Source organism: Mucilaginibacter sp. P5_A4, assembly GCF_056400605.1.
Window position 1 is genome coordinate 70,728 of the sequence record NZ_JBFUKX010000021.1, and the last position, 18,379, is coordinate 89,106.

The following is an 18,379-nucleotide window of genomic DNA, read 5'->3' on the forward strand; positions in this document are numbered from 1 at the left end:
ATGATTATGACAAAATTAATTCATTTTCCTAATATATGCTATACCTCTACATTTGCCGTGTACAAAATACACCACAATGTTACAAATACCTTCAAAACGATTACTTCTGTTTTTAGGTGTTTTTTATGTCATCCAGGCTCAGGCTCAGCAAAAGGTTCTCAATATTAAAGATGCTGAACAAATGGCGCTCGCTAATTACGGTACCATTAAGTCGAAAGCAAACCAGCTAAACGCTGCGAAGGCATACTTAAAAGAAACACGTACAGAATATTTACCAGATGTAAGCATCTCGGCCCAACAGGACTACGGAACCGCTAATGGCCAAAATGGCCCTTTATTTGGTTATCATGGTTTATCAGTCGCGTCATCAGGCCCTGCACTACCTAAGCAGAACTGGAACTCGGCATTCGGCTCTCTTTACCTCAGCAACGTAAGCTGGGATTTTTTCAGCTTTGGCAAAGCCAAAGAGAAAGTAAAAGTGCAGCGCTCTGTAGTAACCCGCGAAGAAAGCGACCTTTCGCAGGAACAGTTTCAGCACCAGATACGTGTAGCAAGTACCTACCTCAATTTATTGGCAGCCCAGCAACTGGCAAAGGCCCAGCAGGATAACCTTAACCGTGCAATTGAGCTGCAAAAAGTAGTGACCGCCCGTGTAAAGAACGGTCTTAACGCAGGTGTTGATTCATCTTTAGCAAATGCCGAAGTATCAAATGCCAGGATAGCTTTAACCAATACGCAGCAAACCGTACAGGAGCAAAGTAACCAGCTTTCTATCTATTTGGGCGTTCCGGCACAGGAGTTTTTGTTAGATAGTGCTTTTATTACCAAAGCCCCGGCTAATCTTGCCGCGCAAAGCGCGGTTGCAGCTACCGATCATCCTTCATTGCGTTATTTCCAGAATCGTATTGGTGTAAGCGACGAGCAGGTTAAATATTTAAAAACCTTTGCTTATCCCACCTTTAGCCTCTTCGGAGTTTACCAGGGCCGGGGCTCGGGTTTTAATTATGATTATGGATCAAATCAAACGAGCTTTAGCAGCAGCTATGGCGCCGGTGCCGACCCAACCCGCTACAACTACCTGTTTGGCGTGGCAATGGTATGGAATTTTACTACCCTGTTCAGAACGCATTACCAGGTGCAGTCGCAAAAATATACTTCGGCCCAATTCAAAAACGATTACGACCTGGTAGCCCAGCAATTACAGGCCCAGCAGGTATTAGCCGAAACCCGCATCAGCAACGCGCTTAAAAATTACCAGGAAGTACCCGTTGAAGTTAAAGCCGCAAGCGATGCCTATATACAAAAGTATGCCCTGTATAAAAACGGGCTATCAAACATTGTTGATTTTACGCAGGCGCTTTACACACTTAACCGTGCCGAAATTGACAAGTATATAGCATCAAACAACGTATGGCAGGCATTGCTTTACAAAGCCGCCGCTACGGGCGACTTTGGCTTATTTATAAATAATTTTTAATAACAGATACACATATATAATGGGAATGATAAAAGGGGCGCTTCAAAAACCAATTACCATACTGGTTATAGTAGCCGGGTTGTTTTTTTTCGGGATAAATGCGGTACGTACCATCAAGATCGATATTTTCCCTGATCTTAACCTGCCGGTTATCTATGTATCCCATCCTTATGGCGGTTTTACCCCAAACCAGATGGAGGCTTATTTTGGTAAGCAGTATGTTAACCTGCTGCTGTTTGTTTCGGGCGTTAAAAGTATCGAAACAAAAAACATACAGGGCTTAACATTAATAAAAGTTACTTTTTACGAGGGAACCAATATGGCCCAGGCAGCGGCCGAGGTCACGAGTTATACCAACCGTGCCCAGGCTAACTTTCCGCCGGGCTCGCAGCCGCCTTTTATTTTAAGGTTTGATGCTTCCACATTACCTGTTGGGCAGCTGGTATTAAGCAGCCCCAAACGTAATAATAATGAATTGCTGGATTATGCGCTGGTATATGTAAGGTCGTCCTTTACATCTATACCCGGTTTGGTTGCGCCCGCCCCGTTTGGTGGTAACCAGCGTACCGTAGTTATAAAGGTTGATCCGGGTTTGCTGCGTTCGCACAATTTAACCCCCGATCAGATTGTGACTGCCCTGCGCGAAAACAACCTGAACACCCCTGCAGGTAACGTACGCATTGGCGATTATAATTACCTTACCCCTTCCAACACAACCATCAAGGAGATCAAAGATTTTGGTGATATCCCGCTGTATAAAAACGGGATTCAAACGGTGTTTATGCACGATGTGGCCAGTGTTGAAGATGGCGCCGATATAACAAACGGTTATGCCCTCATTAATGGCAAGCGTTCTGTTTACCTTCCTATTACCAAATCGGCAACAGCATCTACATGGGATGTGGTACAAAATCTTAAAAAAGCCCTACCGCGTTTCCAGGCTTTACTGCCACCGGATGTTAAGCTGTCGTTCGTGTTTGATCAATCGGTATATGTAATAAACGCGGTTAAAAGCCTGGCCGAGGAAGGAGCCATAGGCGCGGTACTTACAGGCTTAATGGTGTTACTATTCCTGGGCGACAGGCGCGGCGCATTAATTGTAATATTAACCATCCCAACCTGTATCATATCTGCCATATTCTTTTTGGCCTTATTTCATCAAACTATTAACATCATGACACTGAGCGGCCTTGCATTGGCCATCGGCATCCTGGTGGATGAATCAACGGTAACCATCGAGAATATTCACCAGCATTTTGATATGGGTAAACCTAAAGCGTTAGCCATATGGGATGCCTGTAAGGAGATAGCCTTCCCTAAATTGCTTATCCTGTTTTGTATACTGGCGGTATTTGCACCGGCCTTCACAATGACCGGGATACCGGGCGCGTTATTCCTGCCGCTGGCCCTGGCTATTGGCTTCTCCATGATCATATCATACTTTCTGGCCCAAACCTTTGTACCCATCATGGCCAACTGGATAATGGTAAACAAACATGAAGACCATAGCCATCCTGATGGTTTTGCCCTGGAAGACGAAGGCGAGCCATGGGAGCAAAAGGAAAAAGCTATGAAAATAGCCCTTGAACATCCCGGCGAAAAAGCAACCCGGTTTGATAAGTTCAGGGACCGCTTTATGCGCCTGATGGATCGCATGCTGCCTTACCGGAAATTATTGGTAACCGGATATGTTATTTCGGCAGTCGGACTTGCTTTTTTACTCTTTAACATTATTGGCCGCGATGTATTGCCTAAAATTAACACGGGCACTTTCCAGGTACGATTGCGTGCCCCCGATGGCACACGTTTGGAACGTACAGAAATTATTGCGGTTAAAGCACAGCACATTTTGGCAACGCTTGTAGGTAAAAATCATATTGCAATAACCTCTACCTTTGTAGGTTCGCACCCGTCGTCGTTTTCAACAAATCCTATTTATTTGTTTATGGCGGGGCCACAAGAGGCTGTGATGCAGATTAGCTTAACCGAAGATTATAAAGTACCCAACCTGGATAATCTGAAAGAAAGATTCAGAATCGCGATTCACAAAGAACTGCCCGGCATTAAGCTTTCTTTTGAGCCGATAGAACTTACCGATAAAATTTTAAGCCAGGGATCGCCAACACCTATTGAAATTGCACTATCGGGCAAAAACAAAAAACAAAACCAGGAGTTTGCCTTTAAAATACTGGATAAATTAAAAGATATCAAATATTTACGCGACGCGCAGATAGCTCAATCATTCAATTATCCGTCTATAGATATCAACATCGACAGGCAACGGGCCGCTCAACTGGGCGTTGGTTTAAATGATATTTCCCGTTCGCTTGTAGCATCCACTTCCTCATCAAGGTTTACCGAAAAAAATGTATGGCTTGATCAAAAGATAGGGTTAAGCTACCAGGTACAGGTGCAGATTCCGGAGTATCAAATGTCGAGCCTTAACGATGTGCGCGAGATCCCGGTACTGAATAACCAGGCCAGGCCGGTACTAAGTGATGTTGCCGATATTAAAACAGGAATAACCAATGGCGAAAATGATAATATCGGCGCCATACCTACACTATCGGTAACAGCCAACCTGTTTAACAAAGATTTGGGTACCGCAACAACCGATGTGCAAAAAGCTATCAATTCGTTAGGCACGCCACCCCGTGGTTTAACTGTGGAATTACGTGGAATGAGCCAGACCTTAACTGCTACGCTGGATAGCCTGCAATCGGGTTTAATAGTAGCTATTTTGGTTATCTTTCTGATGCTGGCGGCCAATTTCCAATCGTTCAAAATGTCATTAGTTGTATTGTCAACGGTACCTGCAGTATTGTTTGGCTCATTACTACTGGTTAAAGTTACGGGCGCTACGCTTAACCTACAATCATATATGGGGATGATCATGTCGGTAGGTGTATCCATATCAAACGCGGTGCTGCTGATAACCAATGCCGAAGAGTTACGCAGGCACAATGGCGACGCCTTAAAATCGGCCCGTGAAGCTGTTGCTTTACGCTTACGCCCCATATTAATGACCAGCCTGGCCATGATTGTGGGTATGATCCCGATGGCATCAGGCCTGGGTGAAGGTGGCGACCAGACATCGCCGCTTGGGCGCGCCGTTATTGGTGGTTTAATAGCCTCTACCTTTGCAGCTTTGCTAATACTACCTTTGGTTTTTGCGTGGGTACAAAGCAATGCCAGCACCCAATCTGTTTCATTAGACCCTGAAGATAAAGAAAGTAAATTTTATGTCCCTTTGCATCATCATGAACAAATTTAAAAATACATCAATACTAATCCTTGCGGGGTTAGCTATTACTATAAGCTCATTGAGCTCATGCCAGTCGGGCGCCAAAGAAAAAGAGCAGCCAACCGAAGAGGAGCAACAGGAACAGGCGGTTGAAACACCATCGGTTGATCTTGTGCCGGTAACCAAAGGCAAGCTGAGCAACACTATTGCTATCCCGGGCGAGTTGATCCCTTACCAACAGGTTGACCTATATGCAAAGGTTAACAGCTATGTAAAAAAATTACTGGTTGATATAGGATCGGAAGTGCATGCCGGCCAATTACTGGTAGTATTGGAAGCTCCTGAGATCAACTCGCAGCTGGCTGGTGCCCAATCCCGCATTAAGCAATACGAGGCTGTTTATTATGCCAGTAAAGCCACTTATGACAGGTTGCTAAACACCAGCAAAACCCCAGGTACCATTTCGCTTAACGACCTGGAACAGGCCGAAGCCAGAAAAAATGCCGATATGGCAAATGTTGAATCGGCTAAATCGGCATTGAAAGAAGTGTCGGCTAATTTGGCTTACCTGCAGATAAGAGCGCCTTTTGATGGCGTAATCACCAGCCGTAATGTAAACCTGGGTGCCTATGTTGGTCCCGGAGGGAAAGGGTCCGATCCGTTGTTTACCTTGCAGGATCAAAAAAGACTGCGTTTAGTGGTATCAATACCAGAAAACTACACCGGCTCATTAAGCAACAAAAGCGAAGTGAATTTTACAGTGAAAGCATTGCCAAACCAAAAATTTACCGCCCAGGTAAAACGTATGGCGGGCGCGCTTGATGAAAAATTAAGAGCCGAACGCCTGGAGATGGACGTTTACAATAAAGACAAAAAACTGCTGCCGCATATGTTTGCCGAAGTTAATGTACCCCTGCCAGCCGGCGACAGTACTTTTGTTGTACCCAAAACAGCCGTAGTAACCTCAACCGAAAAGGTTTTTGTAGTAAAGGTGGCAAATCACAAAGCACAATGGGTTAATGTAAAAAAGGGCCTTACTTCGGGCGATATGATGGAGATCTATGGCGATCTTAAACCCGATGAAAAACTGGTAAAAGTTGCCAGTGATGAGATCAGGGACGGATCTACAGTAAAGGATAAATAGAGATAGGTGGCAGGCAAAAAATAAAAACCTTGCAACGTTTTGTTGGAACGTGCGTCATATAAAGAAACAAAGCGATCATGAAAAAACTTAGCTTCTCTTTGATGGCAGTACTGCTGCTGACTGTTTCAATGGCTTTTAATACATCCGCGCAAACGGTTACCAGGAATGTTTCGGGTTATACCGGTATTAGTTGCGGCGGCCCCTTTAATGTGTTTATAAAGATAGACGGAACGGAAAGCATAAAACTTGATGTTGATGCCAATGTAGTTAACGATATAAAAACCGAAGTTGAAAACGGAGTTCTTAAAGTTGAATTTAAAGATCACTGGCGTAACCATCGCAATATTAAACGTGCCAATATTTATATCACTGCAAAAACATTAAAATATCTTGGCAACAGCGGATCGGGTAATGCCACGGTGGATGGTGTAATGAGCGCCCAAAACGCGAAGGTAGCCTTAAGCGGATCGGGAAACATCAAAACGGCTGTTAAATCCAACACGCTTGACTTAAGCATCAGCGGATCGGGTTCAATTGATATTAAAGGAAGCACCAGCATGGCCGATGTACATATTGCAGGCTCTGGCGAGGTGAACGGGAAAGACTTAAAAACAGAAACCGTTGAAGCCAGGATTTCAGGCTCGGGCAGCATAAATATCATTGCCGATAAAACGGTTTCAGCCAGCATTTCAGGCTCGGGCAGCGTACTATATTCCGGCAATGCTACAACCGGAAGTACACACTATGCAGGGTCTGGAAGAGTAAGTAAGGTTGACTGAAAGATATTACTCGTTATTAAAACATGAAAGGGCTGCTTAATCAAGCGGTCCTTTTTTATGAAGGTTTAAATTAATGATCGGTGCTGTTTCCTACTGCAACTTTCTTAAAAGATTTATGCCTACACTATCCGCATTATCGCCGCAATTAGATAGCACCACTACAGCCAGGTTTTTCTCTTTATTAAAAGCTAAAAATGTGCTGCTTCCAAAGGTGCCGCCATTATGAAAAATATATTCAACCCCATTTACGGTGATGATATGCCAGGCCAGGCCAAGTTTGGCATCTTTTTTAAAGGTTACCTGGTGTGTTAATTCCAACGCTTTGCCCAGCTTATTGCCCACTGGCACCATATTGGCTTTTGCATAGATCAACAAGTCGTTCATTGATGAATGCAATGCGCCGCAGGGGGCAAGGGCATCAAAATCCCATGCAGGGGTAACATTTCCTTCGCTGTTATAAACAGTGGCGAAACGGGCCTGCAAGGCGGGGCTTAAATGCTGGGCGGTGCTTTTCATGCCCAAAGGCTTGCAGATAACATCTGCCACCAGTTGGTCGTAGCTTTTACCGCTTATCTGCATTAAAAAATTCCCCAATAAACCAACCGCCAAATTGGAGTATGCATAATGCTCACCCGGAACACTGTTTAGCTTACAGGTTTTAAGGTAAGCAAACAATAGCTTTTTATCATATAATTTATAGGGATTAAGCTGATCTGTAGCCGGGCTCAAGTTGTCCGGTATCCGTGAAAGGCCCGAAGTATGGTTGCTCAAAGTAAGTAAAGTTACATTTTTAAGCGCCGGGTTGGCAGCAACAGAATCGGGCAGATATTTGGTTACAGGATCTGTTAGTTTTACTTTTCCCTCGTTTACATAATAAGCCAGGATGGCTGAAGTGAATGTTTTAGTAATTGATCCTATTTCGAACAGGGTATTGGCATCCGGCAATTTACCATTGCCTTTAGTGGTTTCGCCATAGCCATAGGTGGTTATCTTGCCATCCTTTAATAAAACACCGATACTTAGGCCGGCAGTATTTGCTTTCTGAATATACGCCCTCGCTGCTGAATCTACTTTTTTATCCATAGCAGTTAGCATTTTATTTGAGGTAGCTGCGTTTCCAATTCTTTCGGCAGTAGCTTCCTTAAAAGGCTGAAAAAGGAGCATATCCATCTTGTCGCTTTGATCAATGCTCAGTAAAAGCTGGAGGGTTACACCACCAAATATCAGCTTATAAGTAGCTACTTTATTGTTAACAAAGCTGATGAGTGATGAACCCTTAATTTCGCCCAGCGGGAAAACCTGTTGTGTGGCAACGGTTTTAAAAGCATCCTGGGTTAACTGCTTCCTAAAACCGTCACCGGCAAGTGAGTATAATGAATCGGCTTGCTTATCGTTAAAATAGGTTTTAACCAAGGCAAATACTGAATCTGTTTTGCGTTGCTGAAGGCTTTGGGCCGAACCTGCAGATGATATTGCAATACAAATGGCTATAAAGCCTAATTTGAAAAGGTGTTTGAATTTCATCTGCAATGTTTTTTTAATTTGTAATCCTGAAACTATCTCGGCAGATAATTATTTCCGTATTTAAGGCGTTTGCCCGGCCAGCAGGTACAGCACCGCCATCCTAACCGCCACACCGTTCTCTACCTGGTCTAATATAATCGATTGCTTACTATCTGCCACATCGCTGGTGATCTCCACACCACGGTTTATAGGGCCCGGGTGCATTACCGTGATCTCTTTATCCAATGAATCCAGGATGGTCTTATTCAACCCGAATAACATGGTGTATTCTCTTAGCGATGGAAAATATTTAATATCCTGGCGTTCCAGCTGAATACGCAGCATATTGGCCACATCGCACCAGTTAAGGGCTTTGATAAGGTTATGCTCCACCTTAACTCCTAAGGAACCAATATATTTAGGGATTAGGGTAGTCGGGCCGCAAACCATTACTTCGGCACCTAATTGTTTCAGGCAAAGGATGTTTGAAAGCGCTACACGTGAGTGCAATATATCCCCCACTATCACTACTTTTTTTCCAGCCACATCACCATACTTTTCGCGGATGGAAAAGGCATCCAACAAGGCCTGTGTAGGATGCTCATGAGCGCCATCACCTGCATTTACTATTTGCGCTTTCACATGTTTAGACAGGAAGATACCCGCACCCGCGTAGGGATGGCGCATCACCACCATATCCACTTTCATGGCCAGGATGTTGTTTACGGTATCAATTAGTGTTTCGCCCTTGCTTACCGATGATGAAGAAGCTGCAAAGTTCACCACATCTGCCGAAAGGCGTTTCTCTGCCAATTCAAACGACAAACGGGTTCGCGTGGAATTTTCAAAGAAAATATTGGCAATGGTTACATCGCGCAAAGAAGGCACCTTCTTAATTGGTCGGTTTAAAACGGATTTAAAAGTATCGGCCGTTTCAAATATCAGCTCAATATCTGCCCGGTTTAAATCTTTTATGCCTAATAAGTGCCTTGTGCTTAGTCCTGCCATTTCTTTTTTATTTCGGATTTCGGAATTTCGATTTCGGATTTATTTATTTTTGATTACCTGATTTTTCGAAATTTCGATTTCGGATTTTTATTTTTTTATTTCTAATTTATTAAGCCTTTGCTTTTCCTTTGCCGTTTTGCCTATTGCGGTAAATATGGCTGTAAGTTCATTAGCTTCTTTTTTTAGTGCTGATATATTGGTTGAATTTATAAGTCCCGCTTCTTCCATTAGCTCCAACCAATAGATCGACTCATCGGCTTCTTCTTCAACTATAATTATTTTATTTATAAAATCAGCAGTAGATTTGCCTCTGCATGCTGACCTGTAATTTGCTCCAATTGATGTAGCGCATCTTATTAATTGATTTGATAAAACATCAAGGGAACGTTTTCGAGGAAGCTCTTCTATAAATTTTATAATATCTACAGAAAACTTTTGAGTTCGTCGTTTTAGTTCTGCTTTATCCATTCTGCAAATCAAAAATCATCTTAAATAAATCCGAAATTGAACATCCCAATTCCGAAATCACTCTGATACCAATACAATCTTATCTTCCCCATCTGTATCCTTCCAGCTCACCACCACTTTTTGCGATGCTATAGAATCTACCTCAATTCCCACATAATCTGCGGCTACCGGTATATGGCGCGAATATCGCCTGTCAACTAAAGTTAATAGCTCTATTTTCTCGGGGCGACCAAAGGCTTGCATAGCATCCATGGCTGCACGGATGGTGCGGCCTGTCCAGAGCACATCATCCATCATGATCACTTTTTTACCTTCTATAATAAAATCTATCTTGGTTTGATTGGGCACCAACGGCGATCCCTGTCTGCGGAAATCGTCGCGATAAAATGTGATGTCAAGATCGCCCTGCATAATTGTTTTTCCGGGAAGGATCTTCCGAAGTTCTTCAGCAACCCGGCGTGCTAAATAAATGCCACGCGGCTGTATACCTATCAATACCGAACCTGAAAAATCGTTATGATTTTCAATTAACTGGCGACATAAACGTTGTATGGTAATCTGAAATTTTTGACCGTCGAGCAGCGTAAGATTTTGCATCGTATGGGTGGATTTGGGCAAAAGTAGTAAATAGTTTTCAGTTTTAGGTGATGAGTTTTTAAACCCGGATTCAGCCTAAGCCGGCTAAAGCGCATTTATTTTTTTAACCTGCCAATTTCTTCAAAGCCAGCATCGCCTTATCCGCATCCTTCTTCGCAACAAAAATATGATCATGATAATAAGCTGCTACAACATTACAACTAATATTTTCGGCTGCCAATGCATTGGCAAAAGCGGCAGTAAGCCCGGTTGCAGCTAATGAGGAGTGAATGGTTAAAGTTATCCAGGCGGCAATGTATTCGTATTTTAATTCCAGTTGATCAGCAACTTCCTTTTTAAGAATGACGGTGATTGCTTCCTCTTCCCTGAAAAAACCTAAAATATCTTGGGTGTCAATAGTATTAATATCAGCTACTGTACAATAAACATAATCGCCTCCATTAAGTACAGGCGTCATGTTTTTTAACAGGGTATTGAGATTGGTTTCTCCGGGCATAGTTTAGCAAACATGAGTCATTTTGTTTTCTATAACAAATAGAAACACTAAAAATTATGTTTGAGTGTAAGGATCAATAAGTTTTAATCCTTTAATGCTTCTAAAATCATTCACATTATGTGTTATCAAGTGAAGTTTCATTACTATTGCAGTAGCAGCAATAATGGCATCAGGAAGTTTATTCTTATATTTTCTTCGTATTTCTATAGTTTTTGAAGTTATATCATCATCCATGTTAATAATATAAGCTTCATCCACAAATGCTATAATCTGCTCGGGAACATTTGAAATACTTAAAAGTTCAATTTTGTTGATTATCGAGATTTGCGGGAATGAATCTATAATAGCGGATAAATGCGCGTAAGCTTTTTCAGGAAGTTTTAATGCCGAAAAATCAATTATTACGTTTGTGTCTAATAGGTATTCCTGTCCCATTCGCTACGTATTTGATTCAATTCTGCTTGCATCTCATCTGCTTTTTCGGCAGAAACGCTGCCTTTTAATAGAGCAGACAGTTTTGAAGTTTTTTTGACGTCATGGTTAACTACTTGAATCAGATCTAACGCCTCAAGATCTTCTATAAGCTTAAGCGTTTTGCTATCTTTTACTTTTATAGTTAATGTGGTCATCATCGCTTTGTTTTTAATCAAATTTACAATATTCTGTACACATATTCTTTTATTTTTTGAGCATAAAAAAAGCCCTCCCGAATTAACGGAAGGGCTTGTAAAATATGCTTCAGTTAAAGCTTATGCTTCTTCTTCAGGTTCAACTGCTTTTGTAGCAGGGGCTGGCGCAGCTTTGCGGGCTTTGTTTTCAGCACCTTCCATTTGCTCTTTTAACTGAGCTAACACGCTAAGGTCACCTAAGGTTGATTTCTCAACTGATTCTTTCACTTTTTTAACCGCGTTGCTTGCAGATTTTGCTTCTTTTTTGCGGTTTTCAAATTCCTGTACGCGGGCATCAGCACGGGCTTCTTCCCAGATACGTGAGTGTGAAATAACTATACGTTTGTTTTCTTTGTTAAATTCAATGATCTTGAATTCAGCAGCTTCTTCGGCTTTAACGCTTTTGCCGTCTTCTTTAACCAGGTGTTTGGTTGGCGCAAAGCCTTCAACACCGTAAGGTAAAGCTACGATAGCACCTTTGTCAGTCACTTTTAACACGGTACCTTCATGTATTGAATCAATAGTGAAGATGGTTTCAAAAGTATCCCAAGGGTTTTCTTCAAGCTGTTTGTGGCCTAAGCTTAATTTACGGTTATCTATGTCAAGTTCTAAAACAACCACGTTTAATTTTTCACCAACTTTAGTGAATTCATTAGGGTGATTTACTTTTTTAGACCATGATAAGTCAGAGATGTGGATTAAGCCGTCGATGCCGTCTTCCAGTTCAACAAACACACCAAAGTTGGTCATGTTTTTAACTGTAGCAACGTGGGTAGTGCCAATAGCGTATTTCTCGCCAGCATTTTGCCATGGATCAGGGGTTAATTGTTTAACACCTAATGACATTTTGCGCTCGTCGCGGTCAAGTGTTAACACTTGTGCTTCAATCTCATCACCAACTTTCAGGAATTCCTGAGGGTTGCGTAAGTTTTGCGACCATGACATTTCTGATACGTGGATTAAACCTTCAACACCAGGGATGATTTCAAGGAATGCACCGTAATCAGCAACAGTAACAATACGTCCTTTAACTTTAGATCCTATAACGATAGTTTCGTCAAGGCTCTGCCAAGGATGCGGAGTTAATTGTTTTAAGCCCAAAGCAATACGTTTTTTCTCGTCATCAAAATCAAGAACAACAACGTTGATCTTTTGATCCAATGATAAAATTTCGCGTGGATGCTCAATACGGCCCCATGAAATATCAGTAATGTGTAATAAACCATCAACACCACCAAGGTCAATAAATACACCAAAGTCTGTAATGTTTTTAACAGTACCTTCCAATACCTGTCCTTTTTCCAGACGGGCAACAATTTCTGTTTTTTGGTTTTCTAAATCGTCTTCGATCAGCACTTTGTGCGATACTACAACGTTTTTGAATTCGTGGTTGATCTTAACAACCTTGAATTCCATTGTTTTACCTACGTACACATCGTAATCCCTAATAGGTTTAATATCGATCTGTGAGCCAGGTAAGAAGGCTTCAACGCCCATAATGTCAACAATTAAACCACCTTTAGTTCTGCTCTTCACAAAACCAGTTATGATTTCATCATTATCAAGGGCTGAATTAATGCGCTCCCATGATTTTTGAGTTTTTGCACGTTTACGTGAAAGTACTAACTGACCGTTAGCATCTTCCTGTGATTCTACAAATACATCAACTGTGTCACCGATCTTAAGATCAGGTGTATCACGGAATTCTGAAACTGAAACTAAACCATCTGATTTAAATCCTACGTTCAGAACTACATCTTTGTTGTTAACGTTAACAACAGTACCGGTGATAATTTCGCCTTTGGTGATAGAGCTGAAAGTTCCATCATACATTTTCTCAAATTTTTCACGGTCGCTATCGCTGTAGTTACCAAATTTTTTGTCATCTGCATCCCAGTCGAAATCTTCGCTTGGTGTAACTGCAATTTTTGACTTGATCTCTTCGATAGAGATTGAATCAGCCTCTGATTCAATTGTTTCCTTTTCGCCAGATGCGGTAACTGTACCCAGTTCAGCTTCTTTCGCTTTTAATTCTTTTTCTGCTTCTTGTTTTTTTGCCATTAAATAATTTTTCTCCTTTTCCCAATTTGTTAATTGGGACTGCAAAGGTACAGACATAATTTTATTTAAAAAAGAATATTTTAATGTTAATTACTGATATTTAAGGCTTTTTGAGCTGAATAGACAAGAATTGAGGCATTTGGGAGCAGGGAATAAAGGCAAAAGACTGATTTTATGCGTATGATGCGCTGGGGCAATCGTATTAAGTAGTTGCTAATTTCACCTCTATCTCGGCAAAAATCGACATAAAATCCTCCAGCAGGTAATTACGGTAATTATTCAGCACCTCATTCATAGCGGCTTCCTGCCGGGTTGTAAAAGGATTTTGCCATATGCGCATGCAGATGCGTTTAAGGGCATAGGCTATCTGGTGGGTTTCGGCATAGGTATGCAGGTATTGGCTTTTTTTAAACTCCCCGTAAAATTTGAAGAATGCACTACTGTCATCCAGGCCCGAAAAGGTTAAAAACTCATCAATAATCCCGATTTTACAACCTGATAAATGCGCGTAAAAATCATCAACCTTAATTTTACCGGTGGTAAGCAGCAGGTTATCAATAATAAGCTCCAGCGCTATATGCCCCAAAAAGAAAGGTTTTACAGGGGAGCCCTCAATAGCGGGCAGCAATTGTTTTTTTAACTCGTGCGAGTGGGTTAAAAAAAAATCGGACGAGTGAAAATAACGGTCAACCGCCAGGTGCTTGTTCCAGCCGGTTATAATTGAATTAACATCATTATCCGCGTGATGAAGCTTTTCGGGGTGAAGAACAATGTGCTTATCGGCATTTTTAAGCAGGTCGGGCAGTACGGTTCCCAATACATGGTAACAATTACGGGTATCCTTGTCGAAATAATAATGCGATAAAAAATTCATAAGCGCTGTGATGCAAAATACCCTGTTTTGCTCAATATACAAAGATTAAGTAATTATTTGAAATAGATTTTACCTGCAGTTAACCGTTTATGAATTATTCTGAATGTATCATTTTAGAATAATCTGCTTTAGCTTTATATCTTTGCAGCTTTTGAAACAGCACTTAATATGAACTTTGTTGAAGAATTACGCTGGCGGGGCATGCTGCATGATATTATGCCCGGAACCGAAGACCTGTTAAATAAAGGTATGGTTGCCGGTTATATAGGTTTCGACCCAACTGCAGATTCGTTACACGTTGGCAGCCTGGCGCAGATCATGACCATGATCCACTTTCAGCGGGCAGGTCACAAACCTTTTGCGCTGGTTGGCGGCGCCACAGGTATGGTAGGCGATCCATCGGGTAAATCGCAGGAACGTAATTTACTTTCTGAAGATGCTTTAGAACATAATTTAAATGGTATTAAAAAGCAACTGGAGAAATTTTTGAATTTTGATTGTGGCGCCAACAGCGCCGAAATGGTGAATAATTACGATTGGTTTAAAGATTTTTCGTTCCTGAACTTTATCCGCGATGTAGGTAAACACATTACTGTTAATTATATGATGGCCAAGGATTCGGTTAAGAACCGTATCGGCGGCGATACCGGGATGTCGTTCACTGAGTTTAGTTACCAGTTGGTACAGGGCTATGATTTTTACTATCTCTGGAAAAATAAAAATTGCCTGCTTCAAATGGGCGGAAGCGACCAATGGGGAAATATTGTTACCGGCACCGAGCTGATTCGCAGAAAAGATGCGGGTGAGGCTTATGCTATAACCACCCAATTGATCAAAAAATCTGATGGTACCAAGTTTGGTAAAAGCGAAGGAGGTAACATCTGGCTCGATCCCGAAAAAACATCGCCGTACAAGTTTTACCAGTTTTGGCTAAATACAAGCGATGATGATGCGAAAACCTACATCCGCATATTTACCCTGTTTGATGAGGGAGTAATAAAAGCTCTTGAGACCGAACAAGACGTCGCACCACATACCCGCGTACTGCAGAAAGCATTAGCTAAGGATATCACTATCCGTGTACATGGCGAAGCGGAATTTGAAAAAGCTATCAAATCGTCGGAGTTTTTGTTTGGAAATGTAGGCATCGAGTTTTTAAATGAGCTCAACGAAGCAGAGGTGCTGGCTTTGTTTGCCGGTGTACCTAACTACACTATCGTTTTAGCCGAATTACAGGAAGGTATAAACGTTACCGATCTACTGGCTGCAAAAACAGCGGTTTTCCCGTCAAAGGGCGAAGCAAAAAAAATGATAGCAGGTGGCGGAACTGCCATTAATAAGGTGAAGGTTGTTACAGCCGATGACATTTACAATGCAGATTCATTGATTAACGGAAAGTTTCTTGTTATACAAAAAGGCAAAAAGAATTACTTTTTGATTGTGGCAGAATAAATGTCTGATCACATAAAAGGCAATTAAATAGCGATGGATTTGAACCCATCGCTATTTTTGTTTGAATAAATTTTAAAATCAGACAAATGGTAATTATATTTGTATATATGTCGTACAAAATAAAGCCAGAAACCAAAAATGAGCTTAAGGAGCCAATGGTAGCTTATGGCGTCCAGGGTACAATGCCTTCATTTTATAATTTATTGGGGGGCACAAAATCATTAAAACTCACTACCGATTTTGATATCATTAACCTGGCCCGCAAGGGTTTTCCAAAAAGTGTTTTGCTTGCCCTGGCCAAAAAAATCTCCTTAAATATCCAGGAACTTGCCAATATTTTGCATATCAGCGAGCGCACGTTACAGCGTTACGAGGATGATGTCATTATTAAAACCGAGTACGCCGAGAAAGCCGTAGAGCTTGCCCGTTTATACACCCGTGGTGAAGAAGTTTTTGGCTCCATGGATAAATTTAAGATCTGGATAAAAACCCCCTCACTAATTTTTAAGGGCGAGGCGCCTGTTACTATCCTGGATACCTCTGCCGGCTTTGATATGGTTTTTAAAGAACTCGGCCGCATAGAACACGGCATTTTTGCCTGATGATACTATACCGTATTGTTAATTGTAAATACGCCGATGACCTGAGCGGTAATGGCGCACGCTTATACGGCGGCAGATGGAACAGCGAAGGTAAACCTATGCTTTACCTGGCTTCGTCGAGGGCATTGGCCGTACTTGAGGTACTGGTGCATTTAACACCAATGATTGTTCCCTATGATTTTTGCCTTACCGAAATTAAATTGCCAGCCGATAGCATTACCACGCTTGACACAGCTTTATTACCTGCAAACTGGCGGGATGTATCCCCGCCGATAATTTTACGTGAAATTGGCGATGACTTTTTAAAGAAACAGCAACATTTATTAATGAAGGTACCATCATCTGTTGTACCAGCCGAGTATAACTACCTGCTTAACCCCCTGCATCCTGAAGCCAAATCAGTAAAGCTTTTAACAAAAGCCCCTTTTAGTTTTGATGAAAGACTCCTTTGAGAGTTGTTAAGCCTTTCCTGTTTTTAATAACCCAGGTCACATTTTCTCCTCCTCCTGCCCTACCTTTCAATTAAAAAATGTACCGTAAAACAAAAAAGCTGCCCCTTTTTGAGACAGCTTCTTTTGTTTTGGTTATAATATGACTATTTACCCAGTTTTGCTTTCAAATTTTCATCAATTGCAGCTAAAAACTCCTCGGTATATAAATAATCGGTACCATGCTGTACTTTTGGTTTAATGGTAATGGCCAAATCTTTGGTCATTTTACCGCTTTCAACAGTTTCAATACAAACTTCTTCCAAAGCTTTGCAAAAGTCAATAAGTTCCTGGTTTTTATCCAATATACCACGAAACTCCAAACCTCTTGTCCATGCAAAAATTGATGCGATTGGGTTAGTTGAGGTTGGTTTGCCAGCCTGGTGTTCACGGTAGTGGCGTGTAACGGTACCATGCGCAGCTTCGGCTTCCATTACAGTACCATCTGGCGTAACCAGGGTTGAGGTCATTAATCCTAATGAACCAAAGCCTTGCGCTACGGTGTCTGATTGTACATCACCATCGTAGTTTTTACAGGCCCATACAAAGTTGCCATTCCATTTTAAAGCCGACGCAACCATGTCATCAATTAAACGGTGCTCATAGGTAATGCCGGCATCAGCAAACTTTTGTTTATAATCTTCCTGGTAAATAGCTTCAAAAATATCTTTAAAGCGACCATCATATTTTTTAAGGATGGTATTTTTGGTTGATAAGTATAAAGGCCAGCCTTTCATCAATGCCTGGTTAAAGCATGCGTGTGCAAAGCCTTTTATTGATTCATCGGTATTGTACATCGCCAGGGCTACACCATCGCCCTTAAAATTATACACTTCAAATGATTGCTCTGCAGCGCCATCTTCGGGGGTGAAAGTAATGGTTAATTTACCTTTGCCTTTGGTTACAAAATCGGTAGCGCGGTACTGATCGCCAAAAGCATGACGGCCAATACATATAGGAGCTGTCCAGTTTGGTACCAAACGCGGAACGTTTGCCATAACAATAGGCTCGCGAAAAACAGTACCATCCAGGATATTACGGATAGTTCCGTTTGGCGAACGCCACATTTGTTTCAGGCCAAACTCTTCAACACGCTGCTCATCGGGTGTAATGGTGGCACATTTTATACCTACACCATATTTTAAAATAGCATTTGCGGCATCAACTGTAACCTGATCGTTGGTTTCATCGCGATACTCAATACCAAGGTCATAGTATTTTATATCCAGATCAAGGTAAGGGGTAATTAATTTGTCTTTGATAAATTTCCAGATTATTCTGGTCATTTCGTCGCCATCCAGCTCAACTACCGGATTTTCTACTTTAATTTTTGACATATCAGATGTTGTTGTTTTATTTAAATGGCTTCAAATATATTAATTTGAGTTTATCAATTTAATTAAATAGTACATGAAAATGATTGATTGCGTTATAGTGACGATTTATTAGCATAGTTTATTGTTTTTATAAACTTTGATGCTATTTTTATAAAATTAAACGTTAATAACTCAAACCGAC

The 18,379-nt window shown here is 41.5% G+C and carries 17 protein-coding genes; 7 read left to right on the plus strand and 10 right to left on the minus strand.

The genetic code is table 11. The annotated features are described in order from the left end of the window. Nucleotides 1-76 precede the first annotated feature (76 nt). The 4 genes from AC1DQW_RS14495 (at nucleotide 77) to AC1DQW_RS14510 (ending at nucleotide 6,644) form a co-directional block, all read left to right on the plus strand. The gene (locus AC1DQW_RS14495) at nucleotides 77-1,477 is read left to right on the plus strand and encodes a TolC family protein (RefSeq protein WP_477454732.1); all 1,401 of its coding nucleotides are present in this window, start codon (nucleotides 77-79) and stop codon (nucleotides 1,475-1,477) included. A 19-nt stretch (nucleotides 1,478-1,496) separates the two neighbouring features. Further along, nucleotides 1,497-4,751, plus strand: a complete 3,255-nt coding sequence (locus AC1DQW_RS14500; RefSeq protein WP_477454733.1) for an efflux RND transporter permease subunit — start codon at nucleotides 1,497-1,499, stop codon at nucleotides 4,749-4,751. After that, on the plus strand, nucleotides 4,738-5,865 hold the full coding sequence (locus AC1DQW_RS14505; protein WP_477454734.1) for an efflux RND transporter periplasmic adaptor subunit: 1,128 nt from the start codon (nucleotides 4,738-4,740) through the stop codon (nucleotides 5,863-5,865). Before AC1DQW_RS14500 ends, AC1DQW_RS14505 begins: the two co-directional genes overlap by 14 nt. Before the next feature lie 77 nt (nucleotides 5,866-5,942). Then, nucleotides 5,943-6,644 carry a head GIN domain-containing protein gene (locus tag AC1DQW_RS14510; RefSeq protein WP_477454735.1) on the plus strand — a complete coding sequence of 234 codons (702 nt, stop codon included), beginning with the start codon at nucleotides 5,943-5,945 and terminating at the stop codon, nucleotides 6,642-6,644. A 90-nt stretch (nucleotides 6,645-6,734) separates the two neighbouring features. Here AC1DQW_RS14510 and AC1DQW_RS14515 read toward each other — a convergent pair whose 3' ends face one another. The 9 genes from AC1DQW_RS14515 to AC1DQW_RS14555 form a co-directional block, all read right to left on the minus strand. Next, a complete protein-coding gene (locus AC1DQW_RS14515; protein ID WP_477454736.1) occupies nucleotides 6,735-8,168 on the minus strand; it encodes a serine hydrolase domain-containing protein in 1,434 nt (477 codons plus the stop codon). Between the two features lie 60 nt (nucleotides 8,169-8,228). Further along, nucleotides 8,229-9,155: an aspartate carbamoyltransferase catalytic subunit gene (locus AC1DQW_RS14520; RefSeq protein ID WP_090467170.1), complete on the minus strand. Its 927-nt coding sequence runs from the start codon at nucleotides 9,153-9,155 to the stop codon at nucleotides 8,229-8,231. Between the two features lie 87 nt (nucleotides 9,156-9,242). Then, nucleotides 9,243-9,623 (minus strand): four helix bundle protein, encoded by a 381-nt coding sequence (locus AC1DQW_RS14525; protein ID WP_477454737.1) that lies wholly within the window; start codon nucleotides 9,621-9,623, stop codon nucleotides 9,243-9,245. Nucleotides 9,624-9,680: 57 nt separating this feature from the next. Next, complete coding sequence (gene pyrR, locus AC1DQW_RS14530; protein ID WP_477454738.1) at nucleotides 9,681-10,220, minus strand: bifunctional pyr operon transcriptional regulator/uracil phosphoribosyltransferase PyrR; 540 nt, start codon at nucleotides 10,218-10,220, stop codon at nucleotides 9,681-9,683. A 103-nt stretch (nucleotides 10,221-10,323) separates the two neighbouring features. After that, nucleotides 10,324-10,716 (minus strand): ACT domain-containing protein, encoded by a 393-nt coding sequence (locus AC1DQW_RS14535; protein WP_477454739.1) that lies wholly within the window; start codon nucleotides 10,714-10,716, stop codon nucleotides 10,324-10,326. A 54-nt stretch (nucleotides 10,717-10,770) separates the two neighbouring features. After that, nucleotides 10,771-11,151: a type II toxin-antitoxin system VapC family toxin gene (locus AC1DQW_RS14540; RefSeq protein WP_477454740.1), complete on the minus strand. Its 381-nt coding sequence runs from the start codon at nucleotides 11,149-11,151 to the stop codon at nucleotides 10,771-10,773. Continuing rightward, nucleotides 11,130-11,348 (minus strand): hypothetical protein, encoded by a 219-nt coding sequence (locus tag AC1DQW_RS14545; RefSeq protein WP_477454741.1) that lies wholly within the window; start codon nucleotides 11,346-11,348, stop codon nucleotides 11,130-11,132. The genes AC1DQW_RS14540 and AC1DQW_RS14545 overlap by 22 nt, the downstream gene beginning before the upstream one ends. Before the next feature lie 117 nt (nucleotides 11,349-11,465). Continuing rightward, nucleotides 11,466-13,445: a 30S ribosomal protein S1 gene (rpsA, locus tag AC1DQW_RS14550; RefSeq protein WP_477454759.1), complete on the minus strand. Its 1,980-nt coding sequence runs from the start codon at nucleotides 13,443-13,445 to the stop codon at nucleotides 11,466-11,468. Between the two features lie 202 nt (nucleotides 13,446-13,647). After that, nucleotides 13,648-14,319 (minus strand): ACP phosphodiesterase, encoded by a 672-nt coding sequence (locus tag AC1DQW_RS14555; RefSeq protein WP_477454742.1) that lies wholly within the window; start codon nucleotides 14,317-14,319, stop codon nucleotides 13,648-13,650. Nucleotides 14,320-14,487: 168 nt separating this feature from the next. On the opposite strand from AC1DQW_RS14555, the gene tyrS reads away from it, so the two are divergent. From tyrS to AC1DQW_RS14570, 3 genes are all read left to right on the plus strand, one after another. Further along, nucleotides 14,488-15,771, plus strand: coding sequence for a tyrosine--tRNA ligase (gene tyrS / locus AC1DQW_RS14560; protein ID WP_477454743.1), 1,284 nt, complete (start codon nucleotides 14,488-14,490; stop codon nucleotides 15,769-15,771). Between the two features lie 107 nt (nucleotides 15,772-15,878). Then, nucleotides 15,879-16,373, plus strand: coding sequence for a type II RES/Xre toxin-antitoxin system antitoxin (parS, locus tag AC1DQW_RS14565; protein WP_477454744.1), 495 nt, complete (start codon nucleotides 15,879-15,881; stop codon nucleotides 16,371-16,373). Next, nucleotides 16,373-16,825, plus strand: a complete 453-nt coding sequence (locus tag AC1DQW_RS14570; protein ID WP_477454745.1) for an RES family NAD+ phosphorylase — start codon at nucleotides 16,373-16,375, stop codon at nucleotides 16,823-16,825. Before parS ends, AC1DQW_RS14570 begins: the two co-directional genes overlap by 1 nt. 143 nt (nucleotides 16,826-16,968) lie before the next feature. Here AC1DQW_RS14570 and AC1DQW_RS14575 read toward each other — a convergent pair whose 3' ends face one another. Further along, nucleotides 16,969-18,198, minus strand: coding sequence for an NADP-dependent isocitrate dehydrogenase (locus AC1DQW_RS14575; RefSeq protein ID WP_477402545.1), 1,230 nt, complete (start codon nucleotides 18,196-18,198; stop codon nucleotides 16,969-16,971). Nucleotides 18,199-18,379: the final 181 nt, after the last annotated feature.

Excerpts from the sequence above, each read along its gene's own strand:
- AC1DQW_RS14495 (WP_477454732.1), top strand. The coding sequence starts at position 77 with ATGTTACAAATACCTTCAAAACGATTACTTCTGTTTTTAGGTGTTTTT.
- AC1DQW_RS14500 (WP_477454733.1), top strand. The coding sequence starts at position 1,497 with ATGGGAATGATAAAAGGGGCGCTTCAAAAACCAATTACCATACTGGTT.
- AC1DQW_RS14505 (WP_477454734.1), top strand. The coding sequence starts at position 4,738 with ATGAACAAATTTAAAAATACATCAATACTAATCCTTGCGGGGTTAGCT.
- AC1DQW_RS14510 (WP_477454735.1), top strand. The coding sequence starts at position 5,943 with ATGAAAAAACTTAGCTTCTCTTTGATGGCAGTACTGCTGCTGACTGTT.
- AC1DQW_RS14515 (WP_477454736.1), bottom strand. The coding sequence starts at position 8,168 with ATGAAATTCAAACACCTTTTCAAATTAGGCTTTATAGCCATTTGTATT.
- AC1DQW_RS14520 (WP_090467170.1), bottom strand. The coding sequence starts at position 9,155 with ATGGCAGGACTAAGCACAAGGCACTTATTAGGCATAAAAGATTTAAAC.
- AC1DQW_RS14525 (WP_477454737.1), bottom strand. The coding sequence starts at position 9,623 with ATGGATAAAGCAGAACTAAAACGACGAACTCAAAAGTTTTCTGTAGAT.
- pyrR (WP_477454738.1), bottom strand. The coding sequence starts at position 10,220 with ATGCAAAATCTTACGCTGCTCGACGGTCAAAAATTTCAGATTACCATA.
- AC1DQW_RS14535 (WP_477454739.1), bottom strand. The coding sequence starts at position 10,716 with ATGCCCGGAGAAACCAATCTCAATACCCTGTTAAAAAACATGACGCCT.
- AC1DQW_RS14540 (WP_477454740.1), bottom strand. The coding sequence starts at position 11,151 with ATGGGACAGGAATACCTATTAGACACAAACGTAATAATTGATTTTTCG.
- AC1DQW_RS14545 (WP_477454741.1), bottom strand. The coding sequence starts at position 11,348 with ATGATGACCACATTAACTATAAAAGTAAAAGATAGCAAAACGCTTAAG.
- rpsA (WP_477454759.1), bottom strand. The coding sequence starts at position 13,445 with ATGGCAAAAAAACAAGAAGCAGAAAAAGAATTAAAAGCGAAAGAAGCT.
- AC1DQW_RS14555 (WP_477454742.1), bottom strand. The coding sequence starts at position 14,319 with ATGAATTTTTTATCGCATTATTATTTCGACAAGGATACCCGTAATTGT.
- tyrS (WP_477454743.1), top strand. The coding sequence starts at position 14,488 with ATGAACTTTGTTGAAGAATTACGCTGGCGGGGCATGCTGCATGATATT.
- parS (WP_477454744.1), top strand. The coding sequence starts at position 15,879 with ATGTCGTACAAAATAAAGCCAGAAACCAAAAATGAGCTTAAGGAGCCA.
- AC1DQW_RS14570 (WP_477454745.1), top strand. The coding sequence starts at position 16,373 with ATGATACTATACCGTATTGTTAATTGTAAATACGCCGATGACCTGAGC.
- AC1DQW_RS14575 (WP_477402545.1), bottom strand. The coding sequence starts at position 18,198 with ATGTCAAAAATTAAAGTAGAAAATCCGGTAGTTGAGCTGGATGGCGAC.